We start from the raw sequence: 14,138 nt of genomic DNA, 5'->3' as shown, positions 1-14,138 counted from the left end.
CGACGAGCAGCACGACGACGAGTCCCACATCGTCCGCGGACTCGACTGAGCCGGACTCGACCGGGTCACCGGAGGAGCTCCTCCCGGCGCGGTGGAACCCACCGGCGTCCGTGGACCGGCACGGGTTCGCGCAGAACCTCGATCAGGAGCTGCGCCACCCGCACACCCGGATAGTGTCGGGCCCATGCTGGTCGAGCGCATGCGCCCGTTCACCTCGACGATCTTCACCGAGATCTCCCGCCTCGCGGTCGAGACCGGTGCGATCAACCTCGGCCAGGGCTTCCCGGACACCGACGGTCCGGCATCGCTGCTCGCCGACGCGGCCGCCAACATCACCGAGCGCGGCCGCAACCAGTACCCGCCCGGTCCGGGCGTACCCGCGCTGCGCGAGGCCGTCGCGGCGCACCAGCACCGCTGGTACGGCCTCGAGGTCGACCCGGCCGACGTCGTCGTCACCACGGGTGCGACCGAGGCGATCGCCGCGACCCTGCTCGGACTCTGCGGACCCGGCGACGAGGTCGTCGCGTTCGAGCCGGCCTACGACTCCTACGCCGCGGCCGTCGCGCTGGCCGGCGCCACGCTGCGCACCGTGCCGCTGCTCCCGCCCGGGTTCGGCTTCGACGACGACGCGCTGGCCGCCGCGTTCTCCGACCGCACCCGGGTGGTGCTGGTCAACACCCCGCACAACCCGACCGGCGCGGTGCTCACCCGCGACCAGCTGACCCGGGTAGGGGAGCTCGCGGTCGCCCACGACGCGGTGGTCGTCACCGACGAGGTGTACGAGCACATGGTCTTCGACGACGCGCAGCACGTCCCGATGGCGTCGCTGCCCGGCCTCGCCGACCGCACCCTCACGATCTCCTCGGCCGGGAAGACCTTCTCGGTGACCGGCTGGAAGGTCGGCTGGGTGCACGGCCCGTCCGAGCTGGTCGCCGCCCCGCGCGCGGTCAAGCAGTTCCTCACCTTCCACGGCGGGGCGCCGTTCCAGCCGGCCGTCGCGCACGCTCTCGGCCTCGGTGACGACTTCTACACCGGCCTCGCGGCCGATCTCACCCGCAAGCGCGACCTGCTGGCCGACGGGCTGCGGGCGGCCGGGTTCGACGTGCTCACCCCGCGCGGCACCTACTTCGTGACCGCGGACCCGCGCCCGCTCGGCTACGACGACGGCGTCGACCTGGCCTGGAAGCTCCCCGGCCTGTGCGGGGTCGCGGCCGTCCCGGTGTCGGTGTTCTGCCCGTCGCCGCAGGCCGCCGCGGCGCACCGGCCGTACGTGCGGTTCGCCTTCTGCAAGCGCGACGAGGTGCTGGAGCAGGCCGCCGAGCGGCTCGCGGGGCTCCGGCCGTGAGCGCCGCCGTCTCCGGCGGTGAGCTGCCCGCTCGGCCGGTCAGCGACCCGCCCGCACCGCCCGCTTCACGCTGAGGACCAGCAGCGCCGACAGCGCCGTCCACACCACGACCGACTGCACCGACAGGATCGGCAGCGCCACCACCGGCGCCAGTGTGTAGGCCAGCGTGATCCGCAGGGCCGCCTCCAGCGCCATGACCAGGGCGCCGGCCCCCGTCGCGCGGCGCAGCGTCCGGCGGAACACCGGGTTGGCGTCCCACTGGCGCTCCATCAGCGCGGGCAGGTCGGGGCGCTGGGCGCCGCCGAAGAACCGGCACACGTGGAACATCAGCGGGCGACGCCCGACCACCAGCGACCCGGCGAGCAGGAGTCCGAACGCGACGCTCTGGATCGCGTCGCGGGCGACGGCGAACCGGGCGTCGCCGCTGAGCAGCGACGTCACCAGCCCGGCCGCGATGGTGATTAGCACGATCACCCCGACCGGGTTGAGCCGGCGGTGCCGCACCGCCTGCACCAGGACGTTCAGCGCGGGCGGCAGCGCGGACCAGGCCAGCGCGGCGACGTCGGACATGCCCTGTTCGGTCAGCACCACGTAGACCAGGTACGGCAGCCCCGCGTCCACCAGCAGCGAGATCGCCGTCTGCCGCAGCACGGTGCCACGGCCCGCGGCGGGCGCAGGCGCGGTCGGGGGAGTGGTCGTGGTCATCGGATGGCTCCTGCCGTCGCGGGGGTCGGACCTCTCCGACACTCCCGCGCGAGGGCCCCCGCCGGATCCACCCCGGGATCGACCCCGGGTGGAGATCCGGGCTCCACCTCGCCGCCCGGACACGACGACGCCCCCGTCCCCGTCGCGGTGCGACGGTGGCGGGGGCGGTCGACGTGCCTGGGCCGCCGCGGAGGGCGACCGGCGGGTCAGACGCGGGCGGTCCGCTGCGCGGCGCCCGGCCACATGCGGGCACCGACGGCGCCACCGATCGCCGCGGCGACGGCCGAGACGCCCATCGCCAGGACCGACCAGCCCCCGGCCAGGGCCAGCCCGACCAGCAGCATCGTGGTCAGGACCCAGACGGCCAGGGCGTTGACCACGCCGTCGGCCGGGTTGTCCCAGACCGTCGACGAGCCGGTCGCCATCCCGCCGAGGAAGAACGCGAGCAGGCCGATCACCACCGAGACCACGGCCGCCGTCGTCGTGCCGGGGGCGCCACCGATGGTGAGCCAGCCGAAGGCGAAGAACAGCAGCTGCAGGACGATGTTGACCGCGAACGTGGTCAGCGCGCCGATCCACACCGCGCCCCAGCGGATGCGGTCCAGCCGCGGGCCGCCGGCGATCGGGACACCGCCCGCGTGGTGGACACCGCCCGTACGGGGGTCCACGGTCGAGTGCTCGTGCCGGTGCTCGGTGTGCAGGGTGTCGGTGTGCGCGGGGTCGGCGTGCCCGGGGGCGACCGCGCCCGCGTGCTCCGCCGGTCCGCCCGCGGTCCTGCCGTACGTGCTGGTCATCCGGTGTTCCCCTCTGTGTGACGACCCGGCGCGAGCCGGGCCGTCGGTGACGTGCGTCCTACCCGGAGCCAGTACCCGTGAGGTGCGGGCCACAACGTCGGCCCGGCGGGAGCACGCGATCGGGGAGGGGATGTCGCATGTTCGGCCCAGTGGGAGGAGTGCGGAGGGTGGGCGGCCATCCTGTTGCGCAGCACCGTGGTGGCGGGCGTCCTCCCGTCTCCGGCGACCGGGCTCACTCGATCGGCCTAGACTCGCCGCATGGATGCGCAGCGACCCGCGACGCGGCCGGGCCGCCAGGTCGTCGGCCTGCCGGTACGAGCGCTGCTGGCCCTCGTCGTGGCGTCGGCGAACGTCATCGGCGCGGCCGTGGTGCTGGTCATCGCGGCCTTCGTGCTGCCCCGGGAACAGCTGCTCGACGCCGTCGAGATCCGGCTGGTCAACCTCGTCGTGCTCGCGATCTACCTGCTCGTCGCGGTCCCGGTCGGGATCTGGTTCGGCCGCCGGAAGCTGACCGTGCGTCGCTCCTCGCGGGACCCCCAGGCCGACGAGCGGCAGCTGGTGCTGCGGGCACCCGCCCGCATCTCGTCGATGGTCGCCCTGCTGTGGGTGGTCGGCGCGGTCCTGTTCTGCTTCCTCAACCTGCGCTACTCCGGGCGGCTGGGCTTCTCGGTCACCGCCACCGTGCTGATCGGCGGCGTGACCACCTCGGCCCTGTCCTACCTGCTGGTCGAGCGGATCCTGCGCCGCGCCGCGGCCCGAGTGCTGTCCGGGCGGCCGCCGAAGCGGCGTCGCCTGATCACCGGGGTCATGCTGCGCTCGGTCGGGTTCTGGGCGCTCGGCACCGCGGTCCCGATCTCCGGGATCATGCTGGCAGGGCTCGTCGCCCTGGTGTTCGGGGACTCCTCGCCCACCCAGCTCGCGGTCACCATGCTCGCGCTGGGGGGCACGGCGATCGGGGTCGGACTGATCACGACGCTCGGGGCCGCCCGCGCCATCGCCGACCCGGTGCTGGCCGTGCGCCGTGCACTGGCCCGTGTGCAGGACGGTGATCTCGACGTGAGCCTGCCCGTCTACGACAACACCGAGCTCGGGCAGCTCCAGGCCGGGACGAACAGCATGGTCGAGGGGCTGCGCGAGCGGGAGCGGATCCGTGACCTGTTCGGCCGCCACGTCGGCCGCGACGTCGCCGAGGCCGCGTCGGCGCGCGGTGACGGCATCCGGCTCGGCGGCGAGGTGCGGCCAGTCGCGGTGCTGTTCGTCGATCTCGTCGGTTCGACGACGATGGCCGCCCGCCGACCGCCGGAGGAGGTCGTGGCGGTGCTGAACCGCTTCTTCGGGGTGGTCGTCGAGTGCGTCGAGCAGGCCGGCGGGTGGATCAACAAGTTCGAGGGCGACGCCGCGCTCGCCGTGTTCGGCGCCCCGCTCGACCTCGACGACGCCCCCGGCGCCGCGCTCAGCGCCGCCCGCTGCCTGGGCGCCCGCCTCGCCGAGGAGATGCCTGAGATCGAGGCCGGCATCGGTGTCTCCGCGGGCGACGCGGTGGCCGGCAACATCGGCGACCCGCGCCGTTTCGAGTACACCGTGATCGGCGACCCGGTGAACGAGGCGGCGCGGCTCACCGAGCTGGCGAAGTCGGTGCCGGGGCGGGTCGTCGCGGCCGCCCGGGCCGTCGACGCCGCCGGGAGCGAGGCCGCGCGGTGGCGGGCATCGGAGTCGGTGACGCTGCGCGGGCGGGACGAGCCGACCGGGATCTGGGTCCCGGCCGGGCACGATCGGGACGCCGCGGACGGCACAGACAGCGCGGACGGCAAAGACAGCGCGGAAGCCACGGACCCCGCCGACGTCGTCGGGTCCGCGGAGAACGGTCGTAGGTGACGACGGGGGTGTCCTCGGGCAGGATGCGCCCATGGGCAACGGTGCTACCGAGTTCAGTGAGCTGACCGCGGCGTCGATCCGGCGGGTGCGCCGGCACACGCTCGGGGACCTGCTGCACCGGACGGCCGTCCGGTACCCGGGCAAGACCGCGGTCGTCGACGGTGAGACCCGCTGGACCTTCGCCGAGTTCGACGCCGCGGTGAACCGCTGCGCCGCCGCACTGGCCGGGCAGGGCCTGGTCAAGGGCGACCGGCTCGCGCTGCTGTCGCACAACTGCCGCCAGTTCGCGGTGCTCGTCTACGCCACCGCGCGGCTCGGCGTCGTGCTCGTGCCGATCAACTTCATGCTGAACGCCGAGGAGATCGCGTTCATCCTCGACCACTCCGGGGCGACGGCGTTCGTCGTCGAGGACGCGCTGGCCGCGACCGGGGAGAAGGCGCTCGCGCAGTCCTCGGAGCCGGCGTCGGTCCGGGCCTGGATCGGGCTGTCCGGGCAGGCGCCGACCGGGGACTGGGCCGACCTGGACGCCTGGATCGACGGTGACGGCGACCCCGGCGAGCCGGACGTGCACATCGCCGACGACGACCCGCTGCGCCTCATGTACACCTCCGGCACCGAGTCGCGGCCCAAGGGCGTCATGCTGCCCAGCCGATCGCTGATCGCCCAGTACGTGTCGTGCGTCGTCGACGGCGGCATGGAGCACGACGACGTCGAGCTGCACTCGCTGCCGCTCTACCACTGCGCGCAGCTGGACTGCTTCCTGTCCGTCGACGTCTACCTCGGCGCCACCAGCATCATCCTCCCGGCACCGGACCCGGCCCGGCTGCTGGAGACGATCGAGCGGGAGAAGGTCACCAAGCTCTTCTGCCCGCCGACGGTCTGGATCTCGCTGCTGCGCCACCCGGACTTCGACACCCGGGACCTGTCGAGCCTGCGCAAGGGCTACTACGGTGCCGCGGCGATGCCGGTCGAGGTGCTGCAGGAGCTGTCCCGGCGGCTCCCCGAGGTGCGGCTGTGGAACTTCTACGGCCAGACCGAGACCTCCCCGCTGGCCACCCTGCTCGGCCCGGACGAGCAGCTCAGCCACGCTGGGTCGGCCGGGCGGGCGTCGCTGAACGTCGAGACGCGCGTCGTCGCCGACGAGGGCAACGAGGTCGGTCCGGGAGAGGTCGGCGAGATCGTGCACCGCAGCCCGCACGTGACGTTGGGGTACTACGAGAACGAGGAGAAGACCGCCGAGGCGTTCGCCGGTGGCTGGTTCCACTCCGGTGACCTGGGCGTGATGACCGCCGACGGGTACCTGTCCGTCGTCGACCGCAAGAAGGACATGATCAAGACCGGTGGGGAGAACGTCGCCTCCCGCGAGGTGGAGGAAGCGCTCTACCTGCTCGAGGGTGTCGCCGAGGTCGCCGTGTTCGGCGTCAGCCACCCGCACTGGATCGAGGCCGTCACCGCGGTCGTGGTGCCGAAGCAGGGCGTGACGCTGACCCGCGAGCAGGTCGACGCGCACGCCCGCGAGAAGCTCGCCGGCTACAAGCGGCCCAAGTACGTGGTGTTCGCCGACGCGCTGCCGAAGAACCCCAGCGGCAAGATCCTCAAGCGGGAGCTGCGCACCGAGCACGGCGAGATCGCGGCCCGGGAGGGCTGAGCGGGGCTCAGCCCTCCCGGCGCACGACGAACTCGGCCTCGACCTCGGCCCGGACGGTGATGTCGTCCGGGGCGAGGAGCGTGCCGAGAGCACCGTCGGCCTCGGCGAACCCGCCCGGCGCGGACATCGCGCGGGCACTGAAGCTCACCCCCACCGGCTGGTGCGCGCCGAGCATGCCCGTGTCGGCGACCGAGCGCGGCGCGACGGGGCCCAGGTCGAGGGCGTCGGCGTAGTCCTGGGCGCGCTCGACGGCCTGGCGCAGCGCGTCCTGGCGGGCCGACCGCTCGATCTCGCGGCGGTGCTCCCGAGCCAGGTCCCAGGAGATCCCCTGCACCTGCGCGCCGGCGAACCGGCCCACCCCGGACAGCCAGGCGCCGAGCCGGGCGACGTCGTCGAACTCCACCGACACCGACACCGACGCGTGGTGCACCGGCGGCTGCGGCCGGCCCTCGAACGACGGCTGCTCGACCCAGCTGCGGGCCTGGTCGACGACGTAGCGCCGGACCGGACCCGCGCCGGGGTCGTGCAGGGTGCGCACGTCGGCGACGAGCGCCGCGGTGCCCTGCTCGACCTCGGACCGCACCGCCGCGGCCTCGGGCCCCTGCGCCTCCACGACGACCTGCGCGGTACCCCGCTCGGCGGGGACCTGCCGCTCGTGCTCGCCCCGCACCCGGATCACGACGTCGCTCATGCCAGCTTCTCCCACAGGAATCCGTAGGCCAGTGCGGCCATCCTCGCGGCCTGCGCGTTGTCCGCGGCGCCGCCGTGCCCGCCCTCGATGTTCTCGTAGTAGGTGACGTCGTGGCCGGCGGCCTCCAGCGCGGCGGTGAACTTGCGGGCGTGGCCGGGGTGCACCCGGTCGTCGCGGGTGGAGGTCAGCAGGATCGTCGGTGGGTAGTCGGCGTCCGGGTCGATCAGGTGGTACGGCGAGAGCGTCCGGATGAACTCCCAGTCGTCGGTGTCCGGATCGCCGTACTCGGCCATCCAGGAGGCGCCGGCGAGCAGGTGGCTGTAGCGCTTCATGTCCAGCAGCGGCACCTGGATCACCACCGCACCGAACAGCTCGGGGTAGCGGACCAGCATGTTCCCCGCCATCAGTCCGCCGTTGCTGCCGCCCTGCACGGCGAGGTGCGCGCGTGAGGTGATGCCGCGGTCGATCAGGTCCCGTGCGACGGCGGCCATGTCCTCGTAGGCGCGCGGGCGCTTCTCCCGCAGCGCCGCCCGGTGCCAGCGCGGCCCGTACTCGCCGCCGCCGCGCAGGTTCGCGACCGCGTACACACCGCCGCGCTCCAGCCAGGACCGGCCGGTCGCGCCGGAGTAGCCGGGTGTCAGGGGGATCTCGAAGCCGCCGTAGCCGTAGAGCAGGGTCGGGGCGGAGCCGTCGAAGGGCAGGTCCGTGGGCCGGACCAGGAAGTAGGGGACGCGGGTGCCGTCGTCGCTGGTCACGAAGTGCTGCTCGATGACGTGGCGGGACGCGTCGAAGAACGCGGGCGCGCTGCGCAGCGGCCGGGGTGCCTCGCCGACCGTGGCGATCGACAGCGTCGAGGGGGTCAGGTAGTCGGTGACGATCAGCCAGACGTCGTCGCTCTCGTCGGCGTCGACCGCGGCGACCGTGACGCTCCCGAACTCCGGCGCCCCGACGAACGGTGACCGCTCCCAGCCCTGCTCGCCGGGAGTGAGCACGACGAGCCGGTCGACGACGTGTTCCAGCACGTCGAGCACGAGGTGGTGGCGGGTCCAGGTGTACCCGGCCAGCGAGGAGGAGTCGGTGGGTTCGAACAGCACCTCCCAGTCCGGGGTGCCGGTCAGGACGTCGTCGAAGCGGGCGGCGAGCAGCGAGCCCGCGGTGAACGACCCCCAGTCCTCGCGCAGCTCGACGGTGCACCACTCGCGGTGCACGTCGGTCGTCGCGGAGTCCGGGACGTCGATCTTGGTGAGGCTCCCGTCCGCGCCGATCAGGTGCAGCTCGTCGGCGTAGAAGGCCAGGGCCCGGCGCAGGAAGTCCCGCTCGAAGCCCGGGGTGTGGTCGCGGAACGCCGAGATGCTGAGGTCGGTCTCCTCGCCGGCGTAGACCAGCTCGGCGGACTCCAGGGCCTCGCCGCGGCGCAGCCGGCGCACCGTGCGCGGGTAGCCCGACGTCGTCATGGTGCCCGGACCGAGGTCGGTGGACAGGTAGACGGTGTCGCGGTCGATCCAGCTCATCCCGCCCTTCGCCTCGGGGCGGGAGAACCCGTCCTCGACGAAGGTGCGGGTCGGCAGGTCGAACTCGCGGGTGACGTCGGCGTCGGCGCCGCCGCGGGACAGGTCGACCAGGGCGCGGTCGAGGTCCGGGCGCAGGAACCGGGCGCCGTGCCAGACCCAGTTCTCGCCCTCGGCCTCGTTGAGCGCGTCGACGTCGAGCAGCACCTCCCACTCGGTGTCGGCGCTCCGGTAGGACTCCGGTGTGGTGCGCCGCCACAGGCCGCGCGGGTGCTGCTCGTCGGTCCAGAAGTTGTAGTAGTACCCGCCGCGGGCGGTGACGAACGGGATCCGGTCGCGGGAGTCGAGGACCTCGCGGATCCCCGACTCCAGCTCGGTGAACAGCGGGGTGCCGGTCAGTCGCGCCTCGGTGCGGGCGTTGCGCCGGGCCACCCACTCCAGGGCCTCGGTGCCGGTGACGTCCTCGAGCCAGGCGTGCGGGTCGTTCGTCATGGCCCGATCATCGCTCACACGAACGGTGCGACGGCGATCCCGGTCCGGGCGAGCTCGTCACGGACCCGCCGGGCGGTCGCGACGGCACCGGGGGAGTCGCCGTGCAGGCAGGCGGACTCGGCGCGGCCGGCGACCTCGCTGCCGTCGACCGCGCGCACCGTCCCCGTCCCGACCATGCGGACGAGTCGTTCGGCCGCCTCCGTGGCGTCGTCGAGCAGTGCGCCCGGCTCGCCACGCGGGACGAGCCCGCCCTCGGGGGTGTAGCCGCGGTCGACGAAGAACTCGCCCACCGCGCGCAGCCCGGCGCGCTCGGCCTCCGCGAGCAGCGCGGACCCGGGCAGGCCGAGCACCGGCAGCGACGGGTCGTACGCCAGCACCGCCCGGACGACCGCGCGAGCCTGCGCGGTGTGCGTCCGCGTGGCGTTGTAGAGCGCGCCGTGCGGCTTGACGTAGCGGACCCGGGTGCCCGCGGCCCGGCACAGCGCCTCGAGCCCGCCGATCTGGTAGAGCACGTCGTCGGTCAGCGCGTCGGGCTCGATGTCGAGGAACCGGCGCCCGAACCCGCGCAGGTCCGGATAGGACACCTGCGCCCCGACGACGACCCCCGCCCCGGCAGCCCCCGCGGTCGTGCCCCGCAGCGTCGAGGGATCCCCGGCGTGGAACCCGCACGCGACGTTCGCCGAGGTGACGAGCCCGAGCATCGCCTCGTCGTCGCCGAGGGTCCACCGGCCCCAGGACTCGCCGAGGTCGGCGTTCAGGTCGATCGTGCTCACGGATGCGTCCTCGGGTCGGGTCGGGTCGGGGTCCAGTGTGACCGGGATCGGGTCGCCACGCCCGGACCGCCGCCGTCCGGGGCGCGCCCCGGACGGGCACGCGCCGGCGGCCTCCGAGCCTGCGGGGCGGTGGCCCCGCTCGGCGCCGCGCGGGGTGCTGGTTCTCCGAACTCGCTTACCCGGTAAGCGAGTTCGAAAGGAGGGTGCCGGCGGACCGGTTCGCGCCGGCACGGAGACGCGTCGCCCCGCCGGCACCCCTGTCGTGCGGCCCGGCCCCGGCGCGAGGGTGGCGAGCAGCCCCTGTCCAGCTCAGTCGTCCCGCAGCGCGCCCGCCCGCACCAGGACGGCGGCCCGGTGTCCCACACGGACCCGTTCGAGAGGACGGACCCCCGGCGGCAACGCCACCGTCCGTCCACGTCCGACGGCCACGACCACGGCGTCCGGGCGGAGCACGGTCGCGACCGCGCGCAGGAACTCGACCCCGGGGGCCTGGTCCTGGGCCTGGTCGGCGGCGGCGGCGCGGGCGGGCCCGGCGTCGGGGGCCGGGGTGTCGGCGGCCGCGCCGGCGGGCCGGGTGGGGGCGGCGGCCCAGGTCGTCCGGATCCCGTGCGGCAGGTCGGCCAGGACGAGGTCCGGGCCGGCGTCGTCCGGGGACGCCTCGGCGAGGACACCGCGGACGGCGGCGGTGTCCCTGGCGTCGGCGACGGCGACCGACCAGGCCGGGGTGCTCGCCGGGACCAGGGTCCGGGCGGCGGTCGCGGCGTCGGCGTAGGACGGCTTGTCGTGCCGGGCGGCGAGGGCGTCGAGGTCCGCGGCGCGGGCGGCGAGACCGCCGGGGTCGAGCAGGGCGAGGTTGCGGCGGGCCAGGTCGAGCGGCTCGGGGTCGGCGTCGGTGCCCACCAGACGCGTGATGCCGGGCACGAGCAGGCCCAGCACGGTGAGGGTCACCCCGGCGCCGCAGCACGGGTCCCACACGGTGAGCGGCGCGTCGGCGGGCAGATGGGCGCGGGCGCGACCGGCGAGCTCGACGGTCAGGCGGACCGGGAGGGTCGGGCGGCCCGGTGCCGACGCCAGCACCGCGTCGAGCGCCGCATGGTTCGCGGCCGGGGCGTGGCGGTACTGCACCCGGGAAGTCCAGCAGCCCGCGGCCGCACCGGTTCCGGCGGGTGGCCGGTCAGCGGGTGCGGCGGTGCAGCCAGAACGCCACGCCGCCGACCAGCAGCGCGACGACCACCAGCGCGCCGACGACCTGCGGTCCGGCAGTCCCGGCCAGGTAGCTGAGCGGGAGCCCGGCCAGCGCGATGATCAGCACCCACGCCACCACCCGGCGGGTCGCGGGGCCCTCGGGGCCGGGTGTGTTCCGATCGTGCTCCATGTCCGGAACGTACCCGGCCACCTCCGGTGCTGCGGGATGCGGCTCAGCCGGTGTTCTTCATCCCGGCCGCGATCCCGTTGATGGTCAGGAGCAGGGCGCGCTCCAGGTCGGGGTCCGGGTCGTTCCCCGCGGCCCGGCGCTGGGCGAGCAGCTCGACCTGCAGGTGGTGCAGCGGCTCCAGGTAGGCGTCGCGCACCGACAGCGTGCCGCGCAGCACCGGGTGCCGGGCGAGCAGCTGGTCCTCGCCGGTCACCGCGAGCAGCTCGCGGCGGGTCAGCTCGTGCTCGGCGCGGATCTGCGCGAACAGTCCCTGCTGCTCCGGGTCGACCAGCGTCGCGACGTAGTTCGACGCGATCCGCAGGTCGGTCTTGGCCAGCGTCATCTCCACGTTGCCGATCAGGTTCCGGAAGAACGCCCACTCCCGCATCTCGGCCAGCTCCTCGGCGTAGCCCGCCTCGCGGGCCGCCCGCAGGCCCGAGCCCAGGCCGTACCAGCCGGGCACCACCATCCGGGTCTGCGTCCAGCCGAACACCCACGGGATCGCGCGCAGGTCGTCGAGCGTCGGCTCGCCCTGCCCCGGCCGCTTCGACGGCCGCGACCCGACGTTGAGCCGCCCCAGCTCCTCCACCGGCGTCGCCGCGGTGAAGAACAGCGGCAGGGCCGGGTCGTCGACGAGGGTCCGGTAGGTGGCGGTGGCGGCCTCCGACACGCAGTCCATGACCTCGTCCCAGTGCTTCAGGGTCTCGGCGGGCCAGCGGGACGCCTGGTGCAGCAGCGACGCGTCCAGCATCGACGCCAGCAGGATCTCCAGGTTGTCGTGCGCCAGGCTGGGCAGCGAGTACTTGTCGGAGATGACCTCGCCCTGCTCGGTGAGCTTCATCGTGGCGTCGACCGACCCGAACGGCGCCGACGCGATCGCCTCGCCGGCCGGACCGCCACCGCGCCCGACCGACCCGCCGCGGCCGTGGAACAGCCGCAGCCGCACCCCGTGCTCGGCGGCCACGTCACGCAGCTGGCGCTGGGCCCGGTGGATCTGCCACTGCGACGCGGTGATCCCTGCGCCCTTGTTGGAGTCGGAGTACCCCAGCATGATCTCCTGCAGGTCACCGCGGTTGCGGACCTGCTGGCGGTACCCCGGGTCCGACAGCAGCCCCTCCAGCAGCTCCCCGGCCCGGGACAGCTCCTCGACCGTCTCGAACAGCGGCACGAGGTCGATCGAGGAGCGCGGGTCGTCGCCGATCTCGACCATGTACGCCTCGCGGGCCAGCACGGCGACGGCGAGCAGGTCGTCGACGTCGCGGGCCATCGAGACGATGTAGGTCCGCACGACCTCCTCGCCGAACTCGTGCTGCAGCGCGTGCACCGTGTCGAACAGGTCCAGCACCGGTGCGGCGGCCTCGGGCACGCCGTAGTGGCGACGGAACAGCGGCCGCTTGTTCCGCAGCTCCGCCGACAGGAGCTCCCGCCGCTCGTCGCGGGTCAGCTCGGCGTAGGGCCGGTCCAGCTCGCCGAGTCCGTCGAACACCGCTCCGAGCGCGTCGTGGTGCTTCTGCGAGTGCTCGCGCACGTCCAGCTCGACCAGGTGCAGGCCCAGCGCGCGGGCCGAGCGGATCGCCCTGGCCAGGGTGCCACCGGCGATCCGGGCCCCGTGGTGGCCGCGCAGCGACCGGTCCACGACCAGCAGGTCCTCCAGGTAGCCGGCCGACCCCAGGTAGTCGACGCCCGCCTCGTGCGCGGCGCCGGTCGCGATCCGCCGGCGGGTGTTCTCCAACCGGGCCGCGACGTAGGACAGCTTGAGCCGGTACGGCTCGTGCGCGTTGAGCCGGATGAAGCGGTCGTGCACCGCGGGCAGCGCGCGCCGGTCCCGGGCCAGCGAGCCGCGCAGCTCCTCCGACACCCCCATCACCCGCGTCGACACCGACAGCTCGAAGACCAGCTTCTCCACCAGCGCGGTGTGGATCCGGATCGCCCGGTCGGCGTTGAGCTCCAGCACCTCACGGGTCACCGCCGGGGTGACGTTGGGGTTGCCGTCGCGGTCGCCGCCGACCCACGACCCCAGCACGAGCGGACGCGCGTCGGCGGGGATCTCCAGCCCGGCGTCGGCGGCCTCCCTGGCGAACTCGCCCAGCAGGTCCGGGACGGTCCGCTCGCCGAGCCGGGCCGCGAACCAGGCGACGTTGCGTGCCTCGTCGATCACCATCGGCTTGCCGGGGCGGATGTCGTCGGTCTGCCACAGCAGGTCGACCAGGGCGGCGAGCTCCTCGTCGGGCGCCCGGGCGTCGAGCGCGTCCACGACCCGGCGCAGGATGCCCAGCACCGACTGCCGGGTCGACTCGGTCGGGTGCGCGGTGAACACCGGGCGCAGCTCGGCCCTGGCCAGCACGTCGGCGACCTCGTCCGGGTCGGCCTCGGTCGCCAGGCGGCGCAGCACCGCCCGCAGCGGCCGCGCGTCGGCCGGCCGCAGCTCCCGCAGCTCCCGTGACCGGTGCAGCTGCTCGGCGACGTTGGCCAGCTGGAAGTACTGGGAGAACGCCCGCGCCAGCAGCACCGCGGTGCCGGTGTCGATCCCGTCGAGCAGGGCCGCGACGACGTCCGGCCCCGCCTCGCCGCGTGCGGAGTCCCGGGCCGCCCGTCGCACCTTCTCGACCAGCTCCAGGACCTCGGGACCGGCCTCGTCGGACAGCGTCCGACCGAGCATCGTGGACAACCGCCGGATGTCGGCGCGCAGCGCCTTCTGCTCACTCTCGCTGACGACGCCCGAGTGCGCGGCCAGCGAGTCGGGGGCGAGTGCGGTGGTCTCCGAGGGGCTCACGCAGGCTCTCCGGTTCTCCGCGCGGTGACGCGGTTCGGGACGGGCCGCTCGCGTCGTCGGGAACGGGGGTCGGGCCCCGGCATCGTCCCCCGCCGTCGTGGGGCGGGGCCATCTCTGGCG

General features: G+C 74.3%; 11 protein-coding genes. 3 read left to right on the top strand and 8 right to left on the bottom strand.

Features of this window, described 5'->3' with window-relative positions; genetic code table 11:
- Nucleotides 1-184: 184 nt before the first annotated feature.
- Nucleotides 185-1,345 carry a pyridoxal phosphate-dependent aminotransferase gene (locus Ae505Ps2_RS05565; RefSeq protein ID WP_075553463.1) on the top strand — a complete coding sequence of 387 codons (1,161 nt, stop codon included), beginning with the start codon at nucleotides 185-187 and terminating at the stop codon, nucleotides 1,343-1,345.
- 39 nt (nucleotides 1,346-1,384) lie between these two features.
- On the opposite strand, the gene Ae505Ps2_RS05560 is transcribed toward Ae505Ps2_RS05565, so the two are convergent.
- Together Ae505Ps2_RS05560 and Ae505Ps2_RS05555 are read right to left on the bottom strand one after the other, a co-directional pair.
- Nucleotides 1,385-2,050: a VC0807 family protein gene (locus Ae505Ps2_RS05560; protein WP_075553462.1), complete on the bottom strand. Its 666-nt coding sequence runs from the start codon at nucleotides 2,048-2,050 to the stop codon at nucleotides 1,385-1,387.
- A 206-nt stretch (nucleotides 2,051-2,256) separates the two neighbouring features.
- Nucleotides 2,257-2,844: a hypothetical protein gene (locus tag Ae505Ps2_RS05555; protein ID WP_075553461.1), complete on the bottom strand. Its 588-nt coding sequence runs from the start codon at nucleotides 2,842-2,844 to the stop codon at nucleotides 2,257-2,259.
- A gap of 258 nt (nucleotides 2,845-3,102) precedes the next feature.
- Here Ae505Ps2_RS05555 and Ae505Ps2_RS05550 point away from each other — a divergent pair, with 258 nt between their 5' ends.
- On the top strand, nucleotides 3,103-4,719 hold the full coding sequence (locus tag Ae505Ps2_RS05550; RefSeq protein ID WP_083695366.1) for a mononucleotidyl cyclase: 1,617 nt from the start codon (nucleotides 3,103-3,105) through the stop codon (nucleotides 4,717-4,719).
- Nucleotides 4,720-4,750: 31 nt separating this feature from the next.
- On the top strand, nucleotides 4,751-6,367 hold the full coding sequence (locus Ae505Ps2_RS05545) for an acyl-CoA synthetase (protein WP_075553460.1): 1,617 nt from the start codon (nucleotides 4,751-4,753) through the stop codon (nucleotides 6,365-6,367).
- Nucleotides 6,368-6,374: 7 nt separating this feature from the next.
- On the opposite strand, the gene Ae505Ps2_RS05540 is transcribed toward Ae505Ps2_RS05545, so the two are convergent.
- The 6 genes from Ae505Ps2_RS05540 to ppc all read right to left on the bottom strand — a co-directional run bounded on the left by Ae505Ps2_RS05540 (nucleotide 6,375) and on the right by ppc (nucleotide 14,018).
- Entirely contained in the window at nucleotides 6,375-7,058 is a 684-nt protein-coding gene (locus Ae505Ps2_RS05540; RefSeq protein ID WP_075309613.1) for an SIMPL domain-containing protein, read from the bottom strand.
- Entirely contained in the window at nucleotides 7,055-9,058 is a 2,004-nt protein-coding gene (locus Ae505Ps2_RS05535) for a prolyl oligopeptidase family serine peptidase (RefSeq protein WP_083702497.1), read from the bottom strand. Before Ae505Ps2_RS05535 ends, Ae505Ps2_RS05540 begins: the two co-directional genes overlap by 4 nt.
- A 14-nt stretch (nucleotides 9,059-9,072) precedes the next feature.
- The gene (locus Ae505Ps2_RS05530) at nucleotides 9,073-9,831 is read right to left on the bottom strand and encodes a 5-oxoprolinase subunit PxpA (protein ID WP_075553459.1); all 759 of its coding nucleotides are present in this window, start codon (nucleotides 9,829-9,831) and stop codon (nucleotides 9,073-9,075) included.
- A gap of 309 nt (nucleotides 9,832-10,140) precedes the next feature.
- Nucleotides 10,141-10,956, bottom strand: coding sequence for a hypothetical protein (locus tag Ae505Ps2_RS33960; RefSeq protein WP_075333976.1), 816 nt, complete (start codon nucleotides 10,954-10,956; stop codon nucleotides 10,141-10,143).
- Between the two features lie 49 nt (nucleotides 10,957-11,005).
- On the bottom strand, nucleotides 11,006-11,206 hold the full coding sequence (locus tag Ae505Ps2_RS05520; protein ID WP_075309619.1) for a hypothetical protein: 201 nt from the start codon (nucleotides 11,204-11,206) through the stop codon (nucleotides 11,006-11,008).
- Nucleotides 11,207-11,249: 43 nt separating this feature from the next.
- Nucleotides 11,250-14,018: a phosphoenolpyruvate carboxylase gene (gene ppc, locus Ae505Ps2_RS05515; RefSeq protein ID WP_084786208.1), complete on the bottom strand. Its 2,769-nt coding sequence runs from the start codon at nucleotides 14,016-14,018 to the stop codon at nucleotides 11,250-11,252.
- Nucleotides 14,019-14,138: the final 120 nt, after the last annotated feature.

It is taken from the genome of Pseudonocardia sp. Ae505_Ps2 (assembly GCF_001932425.1).
In the GTDB taxonomy this organism is placed as follows: Bacteria; Actinomycetota; Actinomycetes; order Mycobacteriales; family Pseudonocardiaceae; genus Pseudonocardia.
Note: the sequence above shows the minus strand (reverse complement) of the source record. Positions and strands in the feature narration are given on the sequence as shown.